Annotated in this window: 28 protein-coding genes; 25 read left to right on the forward strand and 3 right to left on the reverse strand. The window is 63.4% G+C overall.

Going from position 1 to position 22,250, the window contains the following annotated elements:
* Positions 1-37: 37 nt before the first annotated feature.
* Together J5289_RS07660 and J5289_RS07665 are read left to right on the forward strand one after the other, a co-directional pair.
* Positions 38-298, forward strand: coding sequence for a CopG family ribbon-helix-helix protein (locus J5289_RS07660; protein ID WP_142824389.1), 261 nt, complete (start codon positions 38-40; stop codon positions 296-298).
* The gene (locus J5289_RS07665; protein WP_209183244.1) at positions 295-612 is read left to right on the forward strand and encodes a type II toxin-antitoxin system RelE/ParE family toxin; all 318 of its coding nucleotides are present in this window, start codon (positions 295-297) and stop codon (positions 610-612) included. Before J5289_RS07660 ends, J5289_RS07665 begins: the two co-directional genes overlap by 4 nt.
* A 42-nt stretch (positions 613-654) precedes the next feature.
* Here the strand turns inward: J5289_RS07665 and J5289_RS07670 are convergent, their stop codons facing one another.
* Positions 655-795, reverse strand: a complete 141-nt coding sequence (locus tag J5289_RS07670; RefSeq protein ID WP_209183245.1) for a hypothetical protein — start codon at positions 793-795, stop codon at positions 655-657.
* Positions 796-829: 34 nt separating this feature from the next.
* On the opposite strand from J5289_RS07670, the gene J5289_RS07675 reads away from it, so the two are divergent.
* From J5289_RS07675 to J5289_RS07700, 6 genes are all read left to right on the forward strand, one after another.
* Positions 830-1,150 (forward strand): DUF6107 family protein, encoded by a 321-nt coding sequence (locus tag J5289_RS07675; RefSeq protein ID WP_209183246.1) that lies wholly within the window; start codon positions 830-832, stop codon positions 1,148-1,150.
* Between the two features lie 157 nt (positions 1,151-1,307).
* A complete protein-coding gene (locus J5289_RS07680; protein ID WP_209183247.1) occupies positions 1,308-1,898 on the forward strand; it encodes an HK97 family phage prohead protease in 591 nt (196 codons plus the stop codon).
* Positions 1,899-1,902: 4 nt separating this feature from the next.
* Complete coding sequence (locus tag J5289_RS07685) at positions 1,903-3,168, forward strand: phage major capsid protein (protein WP_209183248.1); 1,266 nt, start codon at positions 1,903-1,905, stop codon at positions 3,166-3,168.
* Between the two features lie 146 nt (positions 3,169-3,314).
* Positions 3,315-3,884, forward strand: coding sequence for a head-tail connector protein (locus J5289_RS07690; protein ID WP_209183249.1), 570 nt, complete (start codon positions 3,315-3,317; stop codon positions 3,882-3,884).
* A gap of 2 nt (positions 3,885-3,886) precedes the next feature.
* Positions 3,887-4,222 (forward strand): phage head closure protein, encoded by a 336-nt coding sequence (locus tag J5289_RS07695; protein WP_209183250.1) that lies wholly within the window; start codon positions 3,887-3,889, stop codon positions 4,220-4,222.
* 106 nt (positions 4,223-4,328) lie between these two features.
* Positions 4,329-4,730, forward strand: a complete 402-nt coding sequence (locus tag J5289_RS07700) for a DUF3168 domain-containing protein (RefSeq protein ID WP_209187368.1) — start codon at positions 4,329-4,331, stop codon at positions 4,728-4,730.
* Between the two features lie 25 nt (positions 4,731-4,755).
* Here the strand turns inward: J5289_RS07700 and J5289_RS07705 are convergent, their stop codons facing one another.
* Positions 4,756-5,979 carry an MFS transporter gene (locus J5289_RS07705; protein ID WP_209206602.1) on the reverse strand — a complete coding sequence of 408 codons (1,224 nt, stop codon included), beginning with the start codon at positions 5,977-5,979 and terminating at the stop codon, positions 4,756-4,758.
* A 172-nt stretch (positions 5,980-6,151) separates the two neighbouring features.
* Here J5289_RS07705 and J5289_RS07710 point away from each other — a divergent pair, with 172 nt between their 5' ends.
* From J5289_RS07710 to J5289_RS07775, 14 genes are all read left to right on the forward strand, one after another.
* Positions 6,152-6,559, forward strand: a complete 408-nt coding sequence (locus tag J5289_RS07710; RefSeq protein ID WP_209183253.1) for a phage major tail protein, TP901-1 family — start codon at positions 6,152-6,154, stop codon at positions 6,557-6,559.
* Entirely contained in the window at positions 6,559-6,921 is a 363-nt protein-coding gene (locus tag J5289_RS07715) for a gene transfer agent family protein (protein ID WP_142829875.1), read from the forward strand. Before J5289_RS07710 ends, J5289_RS07715 begins: the two co-directional genes overlap by 1 nt.
* 68 nt (positions 6,922-6,989) lie before the next feature.
* Positions 6,990-7,145 carry a rcc01693 family protein gene (locus J5289_RS29180; RefSeq protein WP_247749020.1) on the forward strand — a complete coding sequence of 52 codons (156 nt, stop codon included), beginning with the start codon at positions 6,990-6,992 and terminating at the stop codon, positions 7,143-7,145.
* Between the two features lie 35 nt (positions 7,146-7,180).
* The gene (locus tag J5289_RS07725; RefSeq protein WP_209183254.1) at positions 7,181-7,756 is read left to right on the forward strand and encodes a phage tail tape measure protein; all 576 of its coding nucleotides are present in this window, start codon (positions 7,181-7,183) and stop codon (positions 7,754-7,756) included.
* 8 nt (positions 7,757-7,764) lie between these two features.
* Positions 7,765-8,406 carry a DUF2460 domain-containing protein gene (locus J5289_RS07730; RefSeq protein WP_209183255.1) on the forward strand — a complete coding sequence of 214 codons (642 nt, stop codon included), beginning with the start codon at positions 7,765-7,767 and terminating at the stop codon, positions 8,404-8,406.
* Positions 8,403-9,293, forward strand: coding sequence for a DUF2163 domain-containing protein (locus J5289_RS07735; protein WP_209183256.1), 891 nt, complete (start codon positions 8,403-8,405; stop codon positions 9,291-9,293). Before J5289_RS07730 ends, J5289_RS07735 begins: the two co-directional genes overlap by 4 nt.
* On the forward strand, positions 9,290-9,727 hold the full coding sequence (locus J5289_RS07740) for an NlpC/P60 family protein (protein WP_209183257.1): 438 nt from the start codon (positions 9,290-9,292) through the stop codon (positions 9,725-9,727). Before J5289_RS07735 ends, J5289_RS07740 begins: the two co-directional genes overlap by 4 nt.
* A gap of 49 nt (positions 9,728-9,776) precedes the next feature.
* Positions 9,777-10,103 carry a hypothetical protein gene (locus tag J5289_RS07745; RefSeq protein WP_209206601.1) on the forward strand — a complete coding sequence of 109 codons (327 nt, stop codon included), beginning with the start codon at positions 9,777-9,779 and terminating at the stop codon, positions 10,101-10,103.
* Between the two features lie 325 nt (positions 10,104-10,428).
* The gene (locus J5289_RS07750) at positions 10,429-14,262 is read left to right on the forward strand and encodes a glycoside hydrolase/phage tail family protein (RefSeq protein ID WP_209206600.1); all 3,834 of its coding nucleotides are present in this window, start codon (positions 10,429-10,431) and stop codon (positions 14,260-14,262) included.
* Positions 14,263-14,284: 22 nt separating this feature from the next.
* On the forward strand, positions 14,285-14,497 hold the full coding sequence (locus J5289_RS07755; protein ID WP_209183259.1) for a hypothetical protein: 213 nt from the start codon (positions 14,285-14,287) through the stop codon (positions 14,495-14,497).
* A gap of 133 nt (positions 14,498-14,630) precedes the next feature.
* A complete protein-coding gene (locus tag J5289_RS07760) occupies positions 14,631-14,879 on the forward strand; it encodes a hypothetical protein (protein ID WP_142829860.1) in 249 nt (82 codons plus the stop codon).
* Between the two features lie 47 nt (positions 14,880-14,926).
* Positions 14,927-15,598 (forward strand): response regulator transcription factor, encoded by a 672-nt coding sequence (locus J5289_RS07765; RefSeq protein ID WP_111220345.1) that lies wholly within the window; start codon positions 14,927-14,929, stop codon positions 15,596-15,598.
* Positions 15,588-16,988 (forward strand): HAMP domain-containing sensor histidine kinase, encoded by a 1,401-nt coding sequence (locus J5289_RS07770; RefSeq protein WP_209183260.1) that lies wholly within the window; start codon positions 15,588-15,590, stop codon positions 16,986-16,988. Before J5289_RS07765 ends, J5289_RS07770 begins: the two co-directional genes overlap by 11 nt.
* A 103-nt stretch (positions 16,989-17,091) precedes the next feature.
* Positions 17,092-17,520 (forward strand): hypothetical protein, encoded by a 429-nt coding sequence (locus tag J5289_RS07775; protein WP_142829856.1) that lies wholly within the window; start codon positions 17,092-17,094, stop codon positions 17,518-17,520.
* 9 nt (positions 17,521-17,529) lie between these two features.
* Here the strand turns inward: J5289_RS07775 and J5289_RS07780 are convergent, their stop codons facing one another.
* Positions 17,530-18,435: an LD-carboxypeptidase gene (locus J5289_RS07780; RefSeq protein WP_209183261.1), complete on the reverse strand. Its 906-nt coding sequence runs from the start codon at positions 18,433-18,435 to the stop codon at positions 17,530-17,532.
* Positions 18,436-18,625: 190 nt separating this feature from the next.
* On the opposite strand from J5289_RS07780, the gene ccmI reads away from it, so the two are divergent.
* Genes ccmI through J5289_RS07795 form a run of 3 tightly spaced genes read left to right on the forward strand, consistent with a single transcriptional unit; the run spans position 18,626 to position 22,223 of the window.
* The gene (gene ccmI / locus J5289_RS07785; protein WP_209183262.1) at positions 18,626-19,792 is read left to right on the forward strand and encodes a c-type cytochrome biogenesis protein CcmI; all 1,167 of its coding nucleotides are present in this window, start codon (positions 18,626-18,628) and stop codon (positions 19,790-19,792) included.
* Complete coding sequence (ccmE, locus tag J5289_RS07790) at positions 19,789-20,238, forward strand: cytochrome c maturation protein CcmE (RefSeq protein ID WP_111220349.1); 450 nt, start codon at positions 19,789-19,791, stop codon at positions 20,236-20,238. The genes ccmI and ccmE overlap by 4 nt, the downstream gene beginning before the upstream one ends.
* A complete protein-coding gene (locus J5289_RS07795) occupies positions 20,235-22,223 on the forward strand; it encodes a heme lyase CcmF/NrfE family subunit (RefSeq protein WP_209183263.1) in 1,989 nt (662 codons plus the stop codon). Before ccmE ends, J5289_RS07795 begins: the two co-directional genes overlap by 4 nt.
* The last annotated feature ends 27 nt before the right edge of the window (positions 22,224-22,250 follow it).

Consider the following 22,250-nt stretch of genomic DNA (forward strand, 5'->3'; position numbering starts at 1 on the left):
TTGTTATACATCGTATAACAAGATAAGGAGCTTCCCGATGACAAAGCCCGTCCTCTCAGACCCCATCGCCCTGCGTATTCCGGAAGACATCCTGAAGGACATCGAAACCATCGCCAAGGTCTCCGAGCGCAGCCGCAGCTGGGTGATTGTCAGGGCACTGAAATATTACCTGATGCAGGAAGGAAACGACATCCTACAGATCATGGAAGGCGAGGAACAAATTCGCAATGGCGAGGTCATCGACGCTGAGGATCTGTTTGCAGAGTTACTATCTCCCGTGCAACATGATGCTGCATGAGAAAAATCATTCTTTCGGCAAATGCCGGAGACTATCTGCGGTGCGAGAAGGCCTATCTCGCAAGCTTCAATCCGCGAGCAGCAGACACCGCAATGAGACAGCTTCACTCGGCATTCCGACTGCTGGCCGGATACCCCCAGGCGGGCCTCGCGGATACAAAGCTGCCGGGTCGTCGGATTTACGTGGCCGGCAATTACATCATCGCTTACCGCGTCGAGCCGGACGCCATCAAGATTTCCTATATCCGGCATGGGCGCCAGCAGGCGCCTGATCTCGACAAAGACGAAGGCGCGGATATTCCCGACACGGATTAGTTCCGAGATTAAATCACGCCAGGTGGGGCCGGTAGCAGCAATTCAGCCGCCCGTCTTCCGCTCATTCAAAATATCAAGTTCCTCGCCAAGCCAGCGAAGTTCGGGCGCGAACAGATTCCAAAGATTCACTGAAATCAATCCCTGCCGTCCCATGCCGAGCATGGTCGACGCTGGCAGATGCATGCGACATCCCCTTCCTAAACCGGAGATCTTAACAATGGCGCACCTTCCGGGCGAGACTTCGCTGTGGGCAACGAGGCTCGTCGGCGCTTCGGCGGGAGCGGCGGTGTCGCTGATCTATCTGCTGCCGAAGACCCGTCGCGAGGCAGCCATGCGCTTCTTCACGGGCCTTGCCTGTGGCCTCATCTTCGGCGGTCCGACAGGCGTCTGGGCGTCCGAGCGGCTCAATGTCTCGCACGTGCTGGCGGCATCGGACATCATGCTCGCCGGCTCCGCCGCCGCCAGCCTCTGCGCCTGGTGGGCCCTCGGCATCCTGTCGCGGCTGGCCGACCGCTACGGCCAGAAAAACGACGCCTGACGGGAGCGGGCAAACCGCCCCCAGCGGGAGCGGCCGAACCGCCCCTGGCGGGAGCGGGTAAACGCCCCTGATGGGAGCGGATAAGCCGCCCCTGACGGGAGCGGGCCGAGGCCCGGCATCCTGACGCCACTCAACATCGCAATCCGGAGACTTTGCCATGACCGCACCCCGCGCGTCTGCTCGATCCCCCATGGGTATCGACAGCTGCAAATTTGCCAGTCTCGAACTCAGGGGCCTCACCCGCGACGGCAGCTTTTCCGGCTATGCCAGCGTCTTCGGCGAGGTCGATCTCGGCAGCGATCGCGTCGAGCGCGGCGCCTTTGCCCGGTCGCTTGCGACGCGCGGTGCGTCGGGCATCCGCATGCTATTCCAGCACGACCCGTCCGAGCCGATCGGCGCATGGAAGACCATCCGCGAGGATGAGCGCGGCCTCTATGTCGAGGGCCAGCTGGCCGATGGTGTGGCGCGCGCCCGTGAGGTGCATCAGCTCTTGAAAAATTCCGCCCTCGACGGGCTGTCCATCGGTTTCCGCACCGTGAGGGCCCGCACCGACGCAAAATCCGGCGTGCGGCGCATCCTGGAAGCCGACCTCTGGGAAATCTCGGTGGTCACCTTTCCGATGCTGCCGTCGGCCCGCGTCCAGAATGTCAAGAATGCGCGGTGGTTCCGCGACAGGGAGACCGAGCTTGTCCGCCACATCAGGCGGGCGGCGCGGCAATTGATGACCGAAACCTTCAAACAAGGATGATCGCATGAGCGAGCAGACAGCAACGGCACCGCGCGGTGGTGCCATGGAAATTAAGACCGTGCCGGAAACCGTGGGGGCAGCCTTCGAGGAATTCATGGAGGCGTTCGAAGCCTTCAAGGATGTCAACGACCGGCGCCTCGGCGAGATCGAGGGCAAGCTGACATCGGACGTGGTGACGCGCGAAAAGGTCGACCGCATCAACAAGGCGATGGACGATCACAAGAAAGTCCTCGACCAGCTGGTGCTGAAAAAGGCCCGCCCGCCGCTCGGTCGCAGCCTTTCCGGCTCCGTCGATGCCGCCGAACACAAGGCGGCCTTCGAGACCTACATTCGCCGTGGCGACGCGTCTGGGCTGCGCGAGATCGAAGCCAAGGCGCTGTCGGTTGGGTCCAACGGTGACGGCGGCTATCTGGTGCCCGACCAGACCGACACCGAGATCGGTCGTCGCCTGTCTGTGGTCTCGCCGATCCGTGCGCTGGCGACGGTTCGCCAGGTGTCCGGCTCCGTCCTGAAAAAGCCGTTCACCACACAGGGCCTCGCCTCCGGCTGGGTGTCGGAAACTGCCGCCCGGCCGCAGACCACCGCGCCGCAGCTGGCCGAGCTGACCTTTCCGACGATGGAACTCTATTCCATGCCGGCCGCCACCCAGGCGCTGCTCGACGATGCCGCCGTTGACATCGAGAGCTGGATTTCCAGCGAGGTCGACATTGTCTTTGCCGAGCAGGAAGGCACCGCCTTCGTCACCGGCGATGGCGTTGCCAAGCCGAAAGGGTTTCTGGCGTACCCATCGGTGGCGGATGCCGGTTGGAGCTGGGGTAATCTCGGCTATATCGCCACCGGTGCTGCCGGTGCCTTTCTCACCGCCGGGCCGACGGACGTGCTGATCGATGCCGTCTATGCGCTGAAGGCCGGCCATCGCCAGAACGGCAATTTCGTCATGAACCGCCGCAGCCAGGCAACCATCCGCAAGTTCAAGGATGCCGATGGCAACTATCTCTGGCGGGCGCCGTCTGCCGCCGGACAGTCGGCCTCGCTGATGGGCTTCCCGATTACCGAAGCGGAGGACATGCCGGATATCGCCGCCGATGCGCCGGCCATTGCCTTCGGCGATTTCCGCGCCGGCTACCTCGTCGTCGACCGCACCGGTATCCGCGTCCTGCGCGATCCCTATTCAGCGAAACCCTACGTGCTGTTCTACACCACCAAGCGCGTCGGCGGCGGCGTGCAGGATTTCGAGGCGATCAAGCTGATCAAGTTCTCTGTCAGCTGAAGCACCCCTTATCCGCCTGACGGCACCTTCTCCCCGGGGGGAGAAGGGAATGCAGCGCGGCTTCCCGCTCCATCGCCCTCTCCCCTCGGGGAGAGGGCAGGGTGAGGGCGCGGGCCGCCTACTCGATCTCATACGAAAGATGTCCCATGACCTATGCCCAGATCACTCCGCCCTCAGCGGAGGCATTGACGCTCGCCGGGGTGAAGGCCCATCTGCGGCTGGATACGTCCGACGAGGACGAGCTTGTTGCCGGCCTGATCGCGGTTGCCCGCGAGCATCTGGAGCGCAGCACCGGCCTTTGCCTGATGACCCAGCGCTGGCGTCTCTATCTTGATTCAATCTGTGAAGACGGCGTGATTCCGATTGCCAGGGGTCCGGTGCAAGCCATTGCTGCCATTACCGTTTATGACGAGCTCGGCCAGCCCTCGATAGTCCCGCTCGACGGTTATGTACTGGATGGCATCAGGCAACCGGCGCGGCTTATGCTCCGCCAGCGCCTGTCGTCCGGCCGCGCCGTCAACGGTATCGAAATCGATTTCGTCGCCGGTTTCGGCCCGACCGCCAACGATGTGCCGGACATGCTGAAGCGGGCTATGCTGACCCATGTGGCACAGATGTTTTCCTGCCGCGGCGTCGTCGGCATCGAGGACCAACCGGCACTGATCCCGCCCGGCTATGACCGGCTGGTCGCACCCTTCCTGCTCCGGAGCCTTTGACCATGCGCTCGACCTTCTTCGACCCCGGCCGCATGACCGCCCGGCTCAATCTCGAGGCGCCGCTCGAAACGCCTGACGGCCAGGGTGGCGTCACCCGGACCTTCGTCGAGACGGCATCGTGCTGGGCGCTGATCGAGCCGGTCAGCGGGTCGGTGGAAGAGGAAGCGTCGAGCGAGATATTCAGGCGCACGCACCTGATCTGGCTGCGCTGGCGCACCGATGTCGTGCCCGGCATGCGGCTGCGCAAGGGCAGCCGGCTGTTCTTTATCGGCGGCACCCAGGACCCCGACGATAACCGCCGTTATATGATCTGTCATTGCCAGGAGAAGTCGGTATGACCGCCCTTTCGACATATACCCTGCCAGACCTCGCGGCAGTGCTGGCAAAGCTCTTGGCTTCCGGCAATGCGCCTTTTCGGCACCCGGCAGGCAAGGAGACCGGACGATGAGATCCGCTGCCAACGAGTTGTTGCACGCCATCCACACCGCGCTTGCCGGCAGTGTATCCCTGACAGAGATGATCGGTATCGACGGCATTCGCGATCGGCTTGTCACCGGCCGGCAATTGCCGTGCATCGTCGTTTCCGAACTCACCAGCAACGATTATTCTACATCCACCGAGCCCGGAGAGGAGCATTTTCTGACGCTGCAGGTCTGGTCCGATGCTGCCGGCCAGCGACAGGCGCAGCAGATCGCCGCCATCGTCGGCAGCCTCCTGCAGGACGTGTCCCTGCCACTTGCCACCTATGCGCTGGTCAATTTCCGCCATCTCGCAACGAAGGCAAAGCGCGAACCGAAGACGCGGCTGTTTTGCGCCGAGATGCGGTTTCGGGCGGTGACCGAGTAGAGATGGCAGCGACCGGCTATGGCTCTTACGCTTGCGCCAGCACGGCACCCATCGCCGTTGCCCGCCGCACCAATAGTCCGAGCGCCAGGATCAGCATGAGTACGCCCGACGACAGAACGACACACACTCCAAGCGCAGTCGGCGCTCCGGCGTAATCGAGGACGGCGGTGAAGACTACAGGGGCAGTGGCATTGGCGAGGTTCTGCGGCAGCGACAATCGGGCGGAATGCAGGCCGTATTCGCTTGGCGAAAACAGCGCCAGCGGCAGCAGCGCCCGTGCGACCGCCATGACGCCGGAGCCGAACCCGAACAGCAGCGTGAAGATGACAAGCTGCGCCGTGGACGCTCCGAAAAGCAGCAGGAGCAGGAAGCTGGCGACCATCAGGCCTATGCCGATAATGGCGCTCAGTACCGGGTTGCCCCGCCGGCCAAGCAGCATGTCCATCAGCCGCGCCGAAATACCGATGACACCGCGTGCCGAACCGAGTTGCAGCGCCAACGCAGGCGACGCGCCGTATTGCCGGAAGATCCCGAGCAGCGACGGGGCCAGCCCGAAGGTCACGAAGGTGGAGATCGTCGTCGCCGCCGCGATCAGCAGGAAAGCCTTGCGCCGGCCCGCCGGTGACAGCGGTACAGGCGGCGTCAGGTGTCCGGGCTCGCCTTTTTCGACGACGACAGGCTTCGGCAGGGCAAACAGATAAAGCGGCAGGCAGAGACAAAGGTGCAGGGCGGCGCAGGCGACATAAGTTCCCCGCCATCCGAGATGGGCATTGAGCAGGGTCAGGATAGGCCAGAAAAGCGTGGCCGAAAGGCCGGTAAACAGCATCATGATGGTGATGATGCGCTTGCCGTTCATCCCCTCGCGCTCGATGACGGCGGCATAGGCCGGTGCATTCAGCCCGAGCGCGCCGCCGAACCCGATGACAAGCCATGCGATCCCGTAGACGAGGATGCCGTTTGCCGCCGAAAGCAGCAGCAGGCCGAGGGCAAAAACGATCGAGGAGGCTGCAAGCACACGCGCCGCACCGTAGCGGCCAAGCCAGCGACCGGTGACCGGACTGCAGAGGCCGCTGACCACCATCATCAGCGTCAGGCCGGAGAAGACCACCTCGTTGGGAAGGCCTAGATCGGGCGCGACGATGCGCCCCATGACGCCGAGCATGTCGAAGCTGGTGCCCCAGCTGACAAGCTGCGTGATGCTGAGGACGGCAACGATCTGGGCCGAGCGCGGTGAGAAGGCTTTGGGCATGAAAAGCGGTGCTTTGTGACCTGTTTGTGACCTTGCGTAGCAGCTTGGCCGAGGCGTTGAAAGTGACATCTCGATGACGTCCGGACGCTGCCTTTTGCCGATGTCCGGCGCGCAGAAAATTCCGATTTTGCAAGCGCCGTTCCCGGCGCATTTTCCTTGAAAGGATATCCGAATGGTCGCGCAGAAGGGCAAGGACCTGCTGTTGAAGATCGACAATGGCGGGACTTACGAGACGGTGGCGGGACTGCGCAGCAAAAAGCTGTCGTTCAACGCCGAGACGGTGGATATCACCGATGCCGAGAGCGCCGGGCGGTGGCGCGAGCTTCTTGGTGGCGCCGGCGTCCAGCGCGCCGGGCTTTCCGGTTCAGGCCTGTTCAAGGATCATGCTTCGGACGCACTGATCCGAACCGCCTTTTTTAACGGATCGATCCTCTCCTGGCAGATCGTCATTCCCGATTTCGGCACCGTCAGCGGTGCGTTCCAGGTATCTGCGCTCGATTACGGCGGCGAGCATAATGGCGAGGTCACCTTCGATATCGCACTGGAATCGGCAGGCGTCATCACCTTCGGGGTGCTGTGATGCTGCGCCCGCGTACAGGTGCCCGCGCCAATCGCCGTCGCGGCGAGATCGAGGCGGAAATTGACGGCGAGCGCCGCATCCTCTGCCTGACGCTCGGCGCACTGGCCGAACTCGAAACCGCTTTCGCTGCCGACGATCTCGCCGGCCTGGCGGCAAGATTTTCGCAAGGCGGGCTCAAGGCCGCCGACCTCATCCGCATCCTCGGCGCCGGCCTGCGGGGAGGCGGCAACGTCTATTCCGACGACGACGTCGCGGCAGCCGGCATCGGCGGCGGCATCGCTGCCACGGCGGCTATCGTCGGTAATCTGCTGGCGGCAACGTTTCTCGGCGATCAGGAGCAGGCATCGCCGGGCCCTCGCTAGCCGCAGCAGGCGATTCAGTCGACGGGGCCGACAGGGCAGCGCCAACAGCCTTTCCCTGGCATCGTGCCTTGCATGTCGGCCTCTGCCTGCTGCGGCTTCCCCCCGCCATATTCTGGGCGATGACACCCATTGAATTCCACGCCATGGCCGGAGGCCTGTCGCCGCGCAGTTCGTCGCTCGACCGCGCCGGACTGGCCGCAATGATGGTGCTCTTTCCGGACTGATCCCACCAAACCTCGCAACGATCTGCAGGAACGCCATGACCGAAACAACCGATCTCTCAGACACCAACACCCAGGCGCAGGCCTTGAAACAGACCCTCGACGATCTCGACAGCCGCTCTCGTTCGTTCGGTTCGGCGCTCGGCAGCGCACTGACGTCTGCGACCACAGGCGGCAAAGGGCTCGACAGCGTGTTGCAGGGCCTTGCCAGCCGGCTGACCAATATCGCCCTGTCTGCCGGGTTGAAGCCGCTCGAAACGGCACTCGGCGGCGCTGCGGACAGCCTGAGCAGCGGCATCGGCAAGCTCTTCGGCTTTGCCAAGGGCGGCGTGCCCGGGCAGGTGACGGCCTTTGCCGACGGCGGTGTCGTCGCCTCGCCAACCTATTTTCCGATGGGCAGCGATCTCGGGCTTATGGGTGAGGCGGGCTCGGAGGCGATCCTGCCGCTGAAGCGCGGCTCGGATGGCTCGCTCGGAGTGGCGAGTTCGGGCGGCAGCGGTTCGTCCGTTGTCGTCAACATCACCACGCCGGATGTCCAGGGCTTCCAGAAAAGCCAGGCGCAGATTTCCGCCATGCTGGCGCGCACGGCACTGCGCGGCCAGCGCAATCTTTGAGGCTACCGATGACCCTCGCATTCCACGATATCCGTTTTCCGCTGCGCTTGTCGCTGGCCACCAGCGGCGGGCCGGTGCGGCGAACCGATATCGTCAACCTGTCGAACGGCCGCGAAAGCCGTAACAGCCGTTGGCGCGATGCCCGTCGCAGTTACGATGCCGGCTCGGGGGTCCGATCTGTCGCCGATCTCTATGCGGTACTGGCGTTCTTCGAGGCCCGTAGCGGCCAGCTTTGCGGCTTCAGGTTTCGCGATCCCATCGACTTCGCATCGACACCGCCCGGCGCACCGGTCACGGCCTTCGACCAGCCGATCGGCACGGGTGACGGCACGACGACCAGTTTCGCGCTTACGAAGACCTATGCCGATATGGCCGGGCAGTCCGTGCGCGGGATCGCAAAGCCGGTGGCCGGCTCCGTGCTGGTGGCCGTCGGAGGCATCGCCGTTCCGGCAGGCGACGTCTCCTGCGATCCGACGACAGGCCTTGTCGTCTTTGCAAGCCACGCCATTCCGGCGGCAGGTGTTTTAGTGACCGCCGGCTTTGCCTTCGATGTTCCCGTAAGGTTTGCCATTGACCGCATCGATATCAGCCTGTCCGCCTTTCAGGCGGGCCGCATCCCGTCCATTCCCCTGGTGGAGATCTTGCCATGAGAACGATCGATCCGGCGCTGGCGGCGCATCTCGCCGGCGACGCCACAACGCTGTGCCATTGCTGGCGCGTCGTCCGCCGCGACGGTATCGTTCTCGGCTTCACCGATCACGACCGCGACCTTGCTTTTCTCGCTACCCGCTTTCTCGCGGCAAGCGGTTTTGCAGCCAGCGACGGCGAGGAACAGGCCGGCTTGCCCGCGACCACCAGCGACGTCACAGGCGGCTTTTCCAGCGAGGCAATATCCGAGGCGGACCTCGCCGCCGGCCGCTACGACGCGGCTCGTGTTGAGGTCTATCTCGTCAACTGGTCCGCCCCCGACCAGCATCTGCTCTTGAAGGTGCAGGAGATCGGCGCTGTCACCCGCCAGATCGGCCAGTTTCAGGCGGAATTGCGCAGTCTTGCCGCCCGCCTCTCCGAGCCACAGGGCCGCATCTACAATCGCCGCTGCGACGCCATCGTCGGCGACCCCAGGTGCGGCATCGATCTCGCCTTGCCGCGATATCGCGCCGAAGGACTTGTTGCGTCCGTGGAAGATGCAACCAGGATGACGCTATCCGGCGTTGCCGGCTTCGCCGACGGCTATTTCGCCCGAGGCAGCCTGGTCTTTCTCGACGGGCCCAATAGCGGCACCGCGGTCGATGTCGATGGCCATTCCACCCGTGGCGCGGTGACGCAACTGACCCTCTGGCTGCCCCTGTCAGACGCGCCCGAGATCGGCACCCGCGTCGTGCTGACGGCCGGTTGCGACAAGGCATTCACCACCTGCCGCGCCAAGTTTGCCAATGCCGCCAACTTTCGCGGCTGCCCGCACATGCCGGGCGCCGACTTTGCCTATACCTATGCGGATGGCACGAGCCTGCACGACGGGAGCCCGTTGTTTCCATGAACGAAGATGTCGCACGACAGGTGCTGGAGATCGCCGAAAGCTGGATTGGCACGCCCTACAGGCACCAGGGCGCCAACAAGGGCGTCGGGTGCGATTGCCTCGGTCTCGTCAGGGGTATCTGGCGCGAACTATACGGCGAAGATCCGGAGTTGCCTCCTGCTTACGCGCAGGACTGGGCGGAGCGCAGCGGCGAAGACCGTCTGTTGAACGCAGCGCTTCGGCATTTCGGACCATCCGGGTGCCTCGAAGATGCAAAGCCGGGCGATCTCCTCCTGTTTCGCTGGCGACCGGAGCATGCTGCCAAGCATGCCGGTATTCTCGATCATGCCGGACATTTCATCCACGCCTACGAACAGGCAGCCGTGATCCGCTCGCCATTCGTACCGTCCTGGCGCAGACGGGTGGCCGCCACGTTCCGCTTCCCGCCGCGTTAGACAAGGGCGGTCACTTGCAAAAGGGCGCAACCTTCGGTATTTTGGAGTGGTGAGCGAGGCTGGAACCTCGCTCACCGTTTGCTTATACTATGATGCTGACCCGGACGGCGACAGACCAGCCCGTCCGGGTCTTTCTCATAGTAAGCGTGATGCTAAGTGGAAACCACCACATAACTTCACCTCCATGTTCGAGAGCAAGGCCTTTGCCAAGGTCGGCGCGGCCGATCCCGCCGACGCGCCGGCTGGTTCGGCGCATACTGCTTCTGCTTTCGACAACTTAATGATGCAATTTTTGTGGATTTTGCAAGCGCTCTCGGCCGCAATGCCTCTACGGCGTCCAGTGGTCCAATCACTTGCAAAAGTCCGCAACATTTAGTATTTTGAAGTGGTGAGCGAGGGGCTAACCTCGCTCACCGTTTGCCTACGCTATGATGTGGACCCGGACGGTTACAAACCAGCCCGTCCGGGTTTTTCTCACAGTAAGCGTGATGCTAAGTGGAAACCACCACATAACCTCACCTCCATGTTCGAGAGCAAGGCCTTTGCCAATGCCGGCGTAGCCAATGCTCGCCGACGCGCCGGCTGGTACGACGCTTTCTGCTTCTGCTCCCGATCTTTGACGACAATACAATTTAAAAGAGTATTTTCAAGTGCGGGATTTCCCGGCGCTGACCTCCCTTGTCCAACTCAGCGAGATGTTCATGGCAACCATCCTCTTTCAGGCGGCGGGTGCTGCTCTCGGTAGTGTTTTCGGACCGGTCGGCGCGATGATCGGCAGGGCCGCAGGTGCGTTGGCGGGCAGCGTCGTCGATAAGGCGCTGATCAACGGCAGCCGCACCGTTTCGGGTGCGAGAATGGCGACGGCGCGCATTCCGGGTGCCGACGAAGGGGCGGCAATCATCCGGCTCTACGGCACTGCACGACTGGGAGGCACCTTGATATGGGCGACCCGTTTCGAGGAGGAGGTCTCCACCGAGCGCTCCGGCGACAAGTCGACCGGGTCGCGTGTCGAGACATTCCGCTATTTCGCCAACTTCGCCGTCGGCCTTTGCGAGGGACCCATCGCCTGCATCCGCCGCGTCTGGGCGGATGGCAAGGAGGTGGATCTGACCCAGATCGAGATGCGCGTCTACAGAGGCTCCGAAGACCAACTGGCGGATCCGCTGATCGAGGCCAAGCAGGGCGCAGGCCATGCACCGGCCTATCGGGGAATTGCCTACGTCGTCTTCGAACGACTGCCACTCGATACATTCGGTAATCGCATTCCGCTGTTCCAGTTCGAGGTGGTGCGGCCGATCGGGCGCCTGGAGCGGCAGATCCGCGCGGTAACGATCATTCCGGGCTCGACAGAGCACGGTTACAGCACGACCCGGGTAACCGAAAAAACCGGTGCCGGCAGCATGCGCGCCGTCAACCGCAACGTGTTGACAGCGACGACCGATTGGCAGGCCTCGCTCGACGAACTGACGGCACTATGTCCCAACCTGAAAAGCGTCGCACTCGTAGTTGCCTGGTTCGGCACCGATCTGCGCGCCGGGCACTGCCGCATCGTCCCCGGCGTGGAGACGCTGGCCCGTGACAGCGAGAGCAGTCGGTGGTCCGTGTCGGGTATCAACCGCGCGGACGCCCATCTGATCAGCCTCAGCGAGGGTACGCCTGCCTATGGCGGCACCCCGGATGACGCCAGCGTATTGCAGGCAATCGCCGATCTCAGGCAGCGCGGGTTGGGCGTTTTCATCTACCCGTTCCTGATGATAGATATTCCGCGGGGCAACGGGCTCCCGGATCCGGAAGGGGCAGGCGAGCAGGCGGCCTATCCTTGGCGCGGCCGGATCACCGCCTTCCCGGCGATCGGCAGGCCCGGCACGGTGGACCGGACAGCTGTGGCGGGCGCACAGGTTGCAGCTTTTTGCGGCGCGGCCTCCTCAGCCGATTTTTCCATGGACGGCGCGGCGGTCACCTATCACGGCACGGACGAAGGTTATCGCCGCATGCTGCTGCACTACGCCCATCTGGCTGTTGCAGGGGGTGGTGTCGACGGGTTCATCATCGGTTCGGAACTTCGTGGGTTGACGCAACTGCGCGATGCCGGGGGCAGCTTTCCTTTCGTGCAGGCTCTGGCGACGATGGCGACAGACATCCGTGCCATCGTCGGCCCCGCGACTAGGCTCACCTATGGCGCCGACTGGAGCGAATATTTCGGCTACCACCCGGACGATGGCTCCGGCGACGTCTATTTCCATCTCGACCCGCTGTGGGCCTCGCCGGATATCGACGCCGTCGGCATCGACAATTACATGCCGTTGTCCGACTGGCGCGACGATGACCTCGCAAAGGCCAATCCCGACGGCTTCCGCATCCAGGACGATCTTGCGGGCATGACGGCGGCAATCGACAGCGGCGAAGGCTTCGACTGGTACTACGCAAGCGCCGCTGACAGGATTGCGCGGGACCGGTCGGCGATTTCGGACGGCCTTGCGGCAAAGCCCTGGGTGTTTCGCTACAAGGACATCGGTAGCTGGTGGAGCAGCCTTCATTATGAGCGCGTCGGGGGTGTCGAGCGCACCACGCCGACAGCCTGGGCACCCCATGCAAAGCCGATCTGGCTGACGGAGCTTGGATGCCCGGCAATGGACAAGGGCGCCAACCAGCCGAACGTCTTTCTCGACCCGAAATCGGTGGAATCTGCGGCGCCGTATTTCTCCAACCGCATGCGCGCCGACAGTGTCCAGCGCCGCTTTCTCGAGGCCCACCACGATCACTGGGCCGGCTCCAACATCGTAGATCCCAATCGTGTCTTCGTCTGGACCTGGGATGCGCGGCCTTATCCTGCGTTCCCTGTCGATACCGGCCTTTGGAGCGACGGGAGTAACTGGCGGACGGGGCACTGGCTGAACGGACGACTCGGCGCCGGCACCCTAGCCGACGTTATCGCTGCCATCCTGACGGATCAGAATTTCACCGATTTCGATGTTTCCGAGGTGAGCGGAGACCTCTCCGGCTATGCCCAGGGAGATGTCACCTCCGCTCGCGACATGCTGACGCCGCTCCTTGAGATCTTCCAGATCGACGTCACCGAGGACGGCCCTGTGCTACGGTTTCGCTCGAGGGCCGCGGCCAGCCTGGCTCCCATTCTTATTTCCGCCGTGGTCGATGTCGAAGGCCAGCCGCTCTGGCAGGAAACGCGCGGCCACGACAGCGATTTCGCCGCCGAGGCCATCGTCACTTGCTACGACCCCCTGGCCGACTACGAGCAGGCCAGCGTCCGCTCGAGGCGGGCACCCTCTGCATCGAATCGCGTGCTCCGCAACGATCTCGGCGCCGTCGTACCGGAGGAAGCGGCGCTGCAGGCAGCCGAAAACCTGTTGCGCGACAACAGGGCCTCGCGCCGCTCGTTCACCCTGTCGCTTTCGCCGACAGCAAGTTACCTCCAGCCGGGCGATGTGATTTCCATGGCAGATGGCCCCGAAGGCCGCTTCCTGGTGACCCGCATCGAGGACGGTGCCGCGCGAAGTATCGAAGCGCGCGAGTTCGCATCGCTTGGCGGCGGCGCGATCTCAGCCTCGACGCCGGTTAAGGCGAGTGGCGGCGGGGCGGCCTCTGATGTCTTTGCTCCTGTCGTCGAACTGATGGACCTGCCGCAGTTCGAAAGCGGCTCGCCAAGCGATTTTGCATGCGCTGCCGTCTACGCCAGACCGTGGCGCACGACCGTCCTGTCCTCGTCACCATCCACCGAGGCGTTTGCCCGGCGCGTGATGCTCGACCGTCCGGCCAAGATAGGCTCGGTCGTGGCGCCACTATTTCCCGGCGTCAGCGGTCGGTTCGACTGGTCGCAGTCGCTCACCGTCGATCTTGCCTATGGCGGGCTGGAGTCGGCACTGAAGATCTCGGTGCTCAACGGCGCCAATCGCTTTGCGGTGCAGAGCGCCCCGGGGATGTGGGAAATCGGCGCGTTTATCGAGGCGGAGGAAATTGCGGCTAAACGCTGGCGGCTGTCAGGCCTGCTGCGCGGGCTGGCGGGAACGGAGGATGCTATGGCGGCAGGCATTGCCACACATGCTCCGTTCGTCATGCTCGACGCAGCCGTCAACCCGCTCGGCCTTGCCAGCGGCGAGATGGGCCTGCAACTCAACTGGATCGCCGAGGCGCCGGGATCGAGCGACCGGGCAGGACCCATCGTCTTTGCAGGCGGTATCCGCGCCGAGACGCCGCTGTCGCCGGTCCACATCGCCGGGAGCCGGAATGCGGAAGGGGCGGCTGTCTTCACCTGGATGCGCCGGGGGCGGATCGATGCGGACAACTGGATACCGTCCGACATTGCCCTCGACGAGCCGACCGAGCGCTACCGTGTCGATCTCATGCAGGGCGGCGTGCTGAAAAGGCGGGTCGAGGTCGTCACTGCCGGATGGACCTATTCGGCCAGCGACGAGATCGCCGATTTCGGCGCGACCCAGCCCCACCTTGAGATTGTCATTTCGCAGATGGGCCAGCGGGTGCCGATCGGCATTCCGGCCGCCGCCGTCGTGGCAGTTTAGTTTTCAACCAGAGGAGTAGAGCATGGAAGACGGGAAACACTGGTACTATTCGAAGACGATCTGGGGCGCGTTGCTGGCGATCGGGTCGTCCGTCCTGCAGATGAAGGGGCTTCAACTTGGCGAGGCGGACCAGGCGACGATCGTCAACTCCGCCGTTTCGATCGCCGGCGCGGTGGGCGGATTGCTGGCAGTCTATGGCCGCATCGCTGCCAACACTGCGATCAAAGCCAGCTAGCCAACGCTGCTTTCGGGGAATGCCGTTCCCCATACAGGATGGGCACAGGATATCTATGCCCATTCATTTGCCATTCAGACGGCTTTGAGTAACTATTCGCTCACGTTATTGTCCCCCATGGAAGTTAATGAGCATGGCATCATCCTTGAGCGTAGCAGCGGTACTCGCCATCATGGCGGGATCGGCTGTGTTGCCGGTGACGACGCCGACGCTTGTCGCGCGAGCGAAGTCGGATTGCAGCGATGCGGCGTCGCAGGTGGTCGAGAAGACCGGCGGTCAGCTTCTGTCCGTCCAGCCTTCCGGCGACAGCTGCGTCATAACAGTTCTCGTTCAGGGCAATGGGGAGCGCCCGCGTAAGGTGACTGTAAAGGTTCCGATGTAGGACGAGCCTCGTCAGGTATCGCGAATCGTTAGGAATTGGGCGGAAACATGCGCATTCTCGTAGTTGAAGACGACGTCACACTGAACCGGCAGCTTGCCGACGCGCTGAAAGAGGCCGGCTACGTCGTCGATGTCGCTTTCGATGGTGAAGAGGGACACTATCTCGGCGATACCGAGCCATACGACGCCATCATCCTCGACATCGGCCTGCCGGAAATGGACGGCATCACCATGCTGGAAAAGTGGCGTGCGTCCGGCAAGGGAATGCCGGTGCTGCTGCTGACGGCCCGCGACCGCTGGAGCGACAAGGTCGCCGGCATCGACGCCGGTGCCGACGACTACGTGGCCAAACCATTCCATGTGGAAGAAGTGCTCGCCCGCATCCGTGCGCTCATCCGGCGGGCAGCCGGCCATTCCTCCTCCGAAATCACCTGCGGCCCGGTGCGGCTCGACACCAAAAGCTCAAAGGCGAGCGTCGATGGCAAGCCGTTGAAACTCACCTCGCACGAGTATCGCCTGCTCGCCTATCTCATGCATCACAAGGGCGAGGTGGTCTCGCGCACCGAGCTCGTCGAGCACATGTACGATCAGGATTTCGACCGCGATTCCAACACCATAGAAGTATTTGTGGGCCGCTTGCGCAAGAAAATGGGAGTTGATCTCATCGAAACGGTCCGGGGGTTGGGCTATCGTATTCAAGCGCCGACCAATGATAATTAAGTCTCTCACCGCCCGCGTCCTGCTGCTGACCACGATCTGGTCTGCCATGGCGCTGGTGGTCATCGGCTTCGTGATCTCTACCCTATACCGAAATAGCGCGGAGCGCGGTTTCCAAGACCTCTTGCGGGCGCAGCTCTACAACGTCATCAATTCCGTCACCATCGGCGACCAGGGCACGCTGGCAGGCAACCCGCAGCTCGGCGACCTGCGTTATGCCCAGCCGAAGACAGGCTGGTACTGGATCGTGGAGCCGCTTGGAACCTTTAACTCAGCGCCCCTGGTGTCACCCTCGCTGGGTTCGGTCAACTTGCCGGTCCTGTCAGTGCTGGAAGCGCCTTTCAACAAGTCCTACGAACGCTATTACATCGTCACCGACAGCGTCGGCAACCGGGTGCAGGTGGCAGAGACGGAGATCGTTTTCGTTGAAGGGGATGGCCGTGCGGCACGGTTCCGGGTGACGGGCAATATCGGCGTCATCGAGGCCGATGTCGAAACCTTTTCCCACAGCCTCTATCTTGCGTTGGGCGTCTTCGGGATCGGCAGCCTGATTGTCAACGCGCTTGCCATTCTTTACGGCCTCAGGCCGCTCGACGAGGCGCGTGGTGCTCTCGAGCGCATCAGGGCTGGTGAAAGCGAGCGGCTGCAGGGCGATTTCCCACGCGAAATCCTGCCGCTTGCCAACGAAGTCAATGCGCTGATCGACAGCAATCGCCGCATCGTCGAGCGCGCCCGCATGCAGGTCGGCAATCTCGCCCACTCGCTGAAGACGCCGATCGCCGTGCTGCTGAACGAGTCGCGCGTGCTGGATCAGTCGCATGGCGATCTCGTCAAAGGTCAGGCCGAGGCCATGCAGGGCCAGGTGCAGTCCTACCTCAACCGCGCCCGCATCGCAGCCCAGCGGGAATCGGTGCTTGCCCGGACCGACGTAGAGCCGGCGCTTGAGCGCCTGGTTCGGGTGATGCGGCGGCTGAATACCGAGATCGAGTTCCAGCTTACTGTCTCCCCCGGTCTGGCGCTGGCGATGGAGCAGCAGGATCTGGAGGAAACGGTGGGCAATCTGCTCGAGAACGCTGCCCGTTTTGCGAAGACAAAGGTTATCGTCACAGCCAGCGAGGCCGGCCCGGACGTGAAGGGTCTCGATCCCGCCCGGCGCCACTGGGTCGCGCTCACCGTCGAGGACGACGGGCCGGGACTTGAGCCCGATCAAATCCGCGAGGCGATGAAACGCGGCCGCCGTCTCGACGAGACGAAGCCCGGCACAGGCCTCGGCCTGTCGATCGTCAGCGAGATCACCGCGGAGTATCAGGGGGTGCTGACCCTCTCGCGCGGCAGCGCGGGTGGATTGCAAGCAGCCTTAATTCTGCCGGGCATCGTAAAGGATGTTGCGTGAGCGACGGCATGATGACAGAAAGATCATACGCGCCATGGGGATGCCCTGTGGAGACCGCGGAACGATATTTTATTTTTTTGGCAGTTAATTCTGGTTCGGTTGCATGAAGCTTGGCATTTCCTCTTTGACCGCTGCCGCCCTCCTGGCCGCCCTGTCCCTATCCGGCTGCAGTACTACAGCAGGAAAAGGCGCTCTGGCGCGCCTGTCGCCGATCAAGAGCAACTCCTCGGCGACCTTCATTACTGCGCTCGACGGTGGTATAATCGGCAATACCGGGCTGACGATGAGCGACAGCGACAAGCAGCGCGCGCTGGAAGCGGAGTATCGCGCGCTGGAGGCAGCTCCGGGCGGCCAGCCGGTGGTCTGGAGCGGCCGTACGATGAGCGGCCAGGTGGTCGCCGCTGCACCCTATCAAGTCGGTTCGCAGAATTGCCGCCAGTACACCCATACCGTCACTGTCGACGGCAAACAGACCGTCGCACGAGGCTCCGCCTGCCGCAACGACAACGGCACCTGGACACCGCTGGAGTAGATTTTCGGTCTAGTCCGGAAACGAGAGCGTCAGGCTCTCCGTATCCAGCACAGCGTCGCGGCCGATCGGAACCACGAGCGGCGACATGCCGTGCCCGAGCGGCAGTCCGCCGAGAACCGGAACGCCGAGCGTTTCGAGATGCTCCCTTAGAATATCGATGGCTGACATTACACGCGGCGTCTCGAACCCGGTGAACTGGCCAAGCGCTATTCCGGCCACGCCCTGAAGGTGTCCCGCCTTGCGGAGCATTGTGAGTTGGCGGTCCAGTTGCCCACGCGTCATGTTGACTGCCTCTAGCAACAGGATGGCGCCAGCCAGCGGTGGCAGTGCCCAGCCCGCAGTCGTTGCCACCATATCGAGATTGCCGCCGATGAGGGGACCCCTGACATGGCCGGATGTGGTGAGCGCCGCAGTCAACTCGGCCGGTCGCGAGAAGATGGAGGCATGACCCGGCAGCATCAGCGCCTCGTGCATAGCCTCGCAATTTTCCGCATCGAAGGCTCCATCGGCATTTCGCATGACGGCACCGTGAAGCCCGACCAGGCCGCAGTGGCGATAAAGGCTGAGATGCAGCGCGGTGATGTCGCTGAAGCCGACCATGAATTTCGGATCCCTGCGGACGGCGTCGAAGTCGAGCCGGTCGGCGATGCGGTAGGAGCCCTTGCCACCCCGCGTCGCGAAAATGGCGCGAATCCCCGGATCCATGAATGCTGCGTTGACATCAGCCAGCCGGTCGTCGTCTTCGCCGGCAAGATATCCTTTTTTATCGAAGATGTGGTCGCCGAACTCGACCTGCAGCCCCCAGCGCTCGAGGATTGCGGTTTGGGCAAGCACGCTTTCTCGCTCGGGAGGGCTAGCTGGCGAAACGAGCCGGACCCTGTCGCCAACCGTCAGCTTCGGTGGGATGACAGCCATCGGTAGCTCCCGTCGCGTCGAATGATGCACAAGACTTAGCGGCGATGATACGGCCTCGCAAGCGACTACAAAATCCCGGCATGATTGCGCCTCACTGCGCCTCTAGGATGCTTGCGACCAATCGCCTCAAATCTCTGCGATTATCGCTTTGGTGATTGGAATGTCTTGGCCGTTCAAGTATTGGAAATCCATGTTGTTCTGGATCATCGTCGCCGTACTGACGGCCAGTGTCGGCGCTGTTTTGCTCAGGCCGTTGTTGCGCGGCGCGCAGGCGGTAGCGCTTGGCCGCGAGGGCGAAGCTGCCGTATACCGGGACCAGCTTGCAGAACTCGACCGCGATCTCGCAGGAGGGGCGATTACCGCCGAGCAGGCAGGTTACGCCCGGGCGGAAATCGGCCGCCGCCTGCTCGCAGTCTCGGCTGCTCCAGAGAGGACGCGGCCGGCACAGACCGCACGCAAGTCCTACCGGCTGGCGCAGGCTTTCATCATCGTTCTTCTGCCTGCCCTCGGGCTCTGTCTTTACTTGCGGACCGGCGACCCCGGTCTGCCGTCGCAGCCGCTCCAGGCGAGGCTCGACAATCCCGGCAACGACATGGCCGTTCTGGTCGCCAAGGCCGAGCGCCATCTGGCAGAACACCCGGATGACGGAAAAGGCTGGGATGTTCTGGCGCCGATCTATTTCAGGACGATGCGCCTGCTCGATGCCGAGGTTGCCTATCGCAACGCGATCAGGCTGCTGGGGCCGACACCCGATCGGCTTGGCAACCTTGCCGACACACTGATGGCGGCCTCCGACGGCATGGTCACTGCACAAGCCCGCGAAGTGCTGCAGCAATCGATACAGCTTCAGCCCGACAACCCGCGCGCCCAGTTTTACCTGGCGCTGGCTTTCGAGCAGGAAGGCAAGGCGGAAGAGGCGAGAAATGCCTTCACCGCCCTCGCCAGCCAATCTCCGGCGGATGCGCCCTGGATGCCTGTTGTCAACGAGCATATCGCCAAGAACGGCGGCACGCCTTCAGCCCCGAAGACTGCGGACGCGAAGAGTGCCGATCCGAAGGCGCCCGGCGGCCCCGATGCCGCGCAAGTTGCTGCTGCCCAGACCATGGACGCCGGCGACCGCCAACAGATGATCAGGGGTATGGTCGACACGCTCGATGCGAAGCTCCGGCAGAACCCGGACAATTTCGAAGGATGGATGCGGCTGATACGATCCTATGCCGTGCTGAACGACAGGGAGCGGGCGGCCGATGCGCTGAAACGCGGACTGGTGGCTTTCCCGGCCAGCGGCGAGAAGGGCCAGCAACTCGTGGCCCTCGCAAGCCAGCTGGGTCTTCCTCCTGAAGGTGCCACGCCATGACCCGCAAGCAGAAACGCCTGGCCGTCATCGGTGGCGGCATGAGCTTCATCATCGCGGCCGTGCTGCTGGTGATGTTCGCCTTCAGCCAGTCAGTCGCCTATTTCTACATGCCCGGCGACCTCGCCAAGAAGCCGGTCGGGCCCGGCACGTTGATCCGGCTCGGCGGCCTGGTCGGCGAGGGGTCGGTGGTGCGCGGCGAGGGGACGACGGTGCAGTTTGCCGTCACCGATGGCAGCGACGCCATCAAGGTCCGCTACACCGGCATCCTGCCCGATCTGTTCCGCGAGGGGCAGGGCGTCGTCACGGAGGGGCGTTTCGAGCCGGGCGACGATGTTTTCGTTGCCGACACGGTGCTCGCCAAGCATGACGAGCGCTACATGCCCAAGCAGGTTGCCGACCGCCTGAAGAAGGACGGCGTCTGGAAAGGCGAGGAAGCCAGCAAATGATCATCGAGCTCGGGCATTACGCACTGGTTCTGGCCTTGGCCACCGCCATCATTGTCGCGACACTGCCGATGGTCGGTGCGCGCAGGCTCGATCAGGCAATGATGGACGTGGCACGGCCGGGCTCGATCCTGCTGTTCGCGCTGGTGGCGTTTTCGTTCAGCGTGCTGACCTACGCCCATGTCGTCTCCGACTTTTCGGTCGCCAATGTCTGGGAAAATTCCCATTCGCTGGTGCCGATGGTCTTCAAGGTGTCCGGTGTCTGGGGCAATCACGAGGGATCGATGATGCTCTGGCTGCTGATCCTCGCCCTGTTCAGCGCGCTCGTCGCCCTGTTCGGCCGCAATTTGCCGGACACGCTGCGAGCCAACGTATTGTCCGTTCAGGCGTGGATTTCGGTGGCCTTCCTGTTCTTCATCCTTTTGACCTCCAATCCCTTTACCCGCCTCGACCCGGCGCCAGCGGAGGGCAAGGATCTCAACCCGGTGCTGCAGGACATCGGCCTCGCCATCCATCCGCCGCTGCTTTATCTCGGCTATGTCGGCTTCTCCGTCTGTTTTTCATTTGCCGTCGCCGCGCTGATCGAGGGCCGCATAGACGCGGCCTGGGCGCGCTGGGTGCGGCCGTGGACGCTGGCGGCCTGGACCTGCCTGACGGCAGGCATCGCCATGGGGTCCTACTGGGCCTACTACGAGCTCGGCTGGGGTGGCTGGTGGTTCTGGGATCCGGTCGAGAACGCCTCGTTCATGCCGTGGCTTGCCGGAACCGCGCTGCTGCATTCGGCGCTGGTCATGGAAAAGCGCGATGCGCTGAAGATCTGGACGGTGCTGCTGGCGATCCTGACCTTCTCCCTGTCGCTGCTCGGCACGTTCCTCGTGCGCTCAGGGGTTCTCACCTCCGTGCACGCCTTTGCCAGCGACCCGACGCGCGGCGTGTTCATTCTCTGCATCCTGCTGATCTTCATCGGCGGGGCGCTGTCGCTTTTCGCCTTCCGCGCGCCGCGCCTGACGTCCGGCGGGCTGTTCGCGCCGATCTCGCGTGAAGGGGCGCTGGTGCTGAACAACCTGATCCTCACAGTATCTTGCGGAACGGTGCTCACCGGCACGCTATATCCGCTGGCGCTGGAAACGCTGACCGACGACAAGATCTCCGTCGGCCCTCCCTTCTTCAACCTGACCTTCGGCCTATTGATGATCCCGCTGCTGCTGGCCGTCCCCTTCGGACCGCTGCTCGCCTGGAAGCGCGGCGACTTGCTGGGCGCCTTCCAGCGGCTCTATACGGCGGCGGGCCTTGCCTTCGTCGCGGCGCTGGTGCTCTTTTATGTGCAGCATGGCGGGCCGGTGATGGCCGTTCTCGGCCTTGCCGCCGGCCTGTTCCTGATTTTCGGCGCCGCCACGGACCTCTGGTTCCGGGCCGGCATAGGAAAGGTTGCAGCCGATGTCGCGTGGCGGCGCTTTGCCGGCTTGCCGCGATCGGCCTTTGGCTCTGCGCTCGCCCATGCCGGACTTGGCGTCACCGTTCTCGGCATCGTCGCCGTCAGCACCTTCCAGACTGAAAACATCCTCGACATGAAGCCCGGCTCAAGCACTGAACTCGGCGGCTACAGCCTGCATTTCGACGGCATGAAGCCCGGCATCGGTCCCAACTTTACCGAGGATCGCGGCACCTTCACCGTCAGTCGCGGCGGCGTTGCGGTCGCCACCGTCTCGTCGGCCAAACGCATCTTCACCGCCCGCAAGAGCGCCACCACCGAGGCTGGTATCCTGACCTTCGGCCTCAGCCAGCTCTATGTCTCGCTCGGCGACGCCGGCCCCAATGGCAGCATTGTAGTGCGCATCTGGTGGAAACCGCTGATCGTTTGCATCTGGGGCGGCGCCATCGTCATGGCGCTCGGTGGCATGGTCTCGCTTAGCGACCGCCGCCTGCGCATCGGCGCCCCCAGCCGCCGGGCCAAGCCTGTGCGCGTGGCGATGGAGCCGGCGGAATGAGAGTGTGGGGGCTATACCCCCCTCTGT

It is taken from the genome of Rhizobium sp. B230/85, from assembly GCF_019355735.1.
GTDB lineage: Bacteria > Pseudomonadota > Alphaproteobacteria > Rhizobiales > Rhizobiaceae > Rhizobium > Rhizobium rhododendri.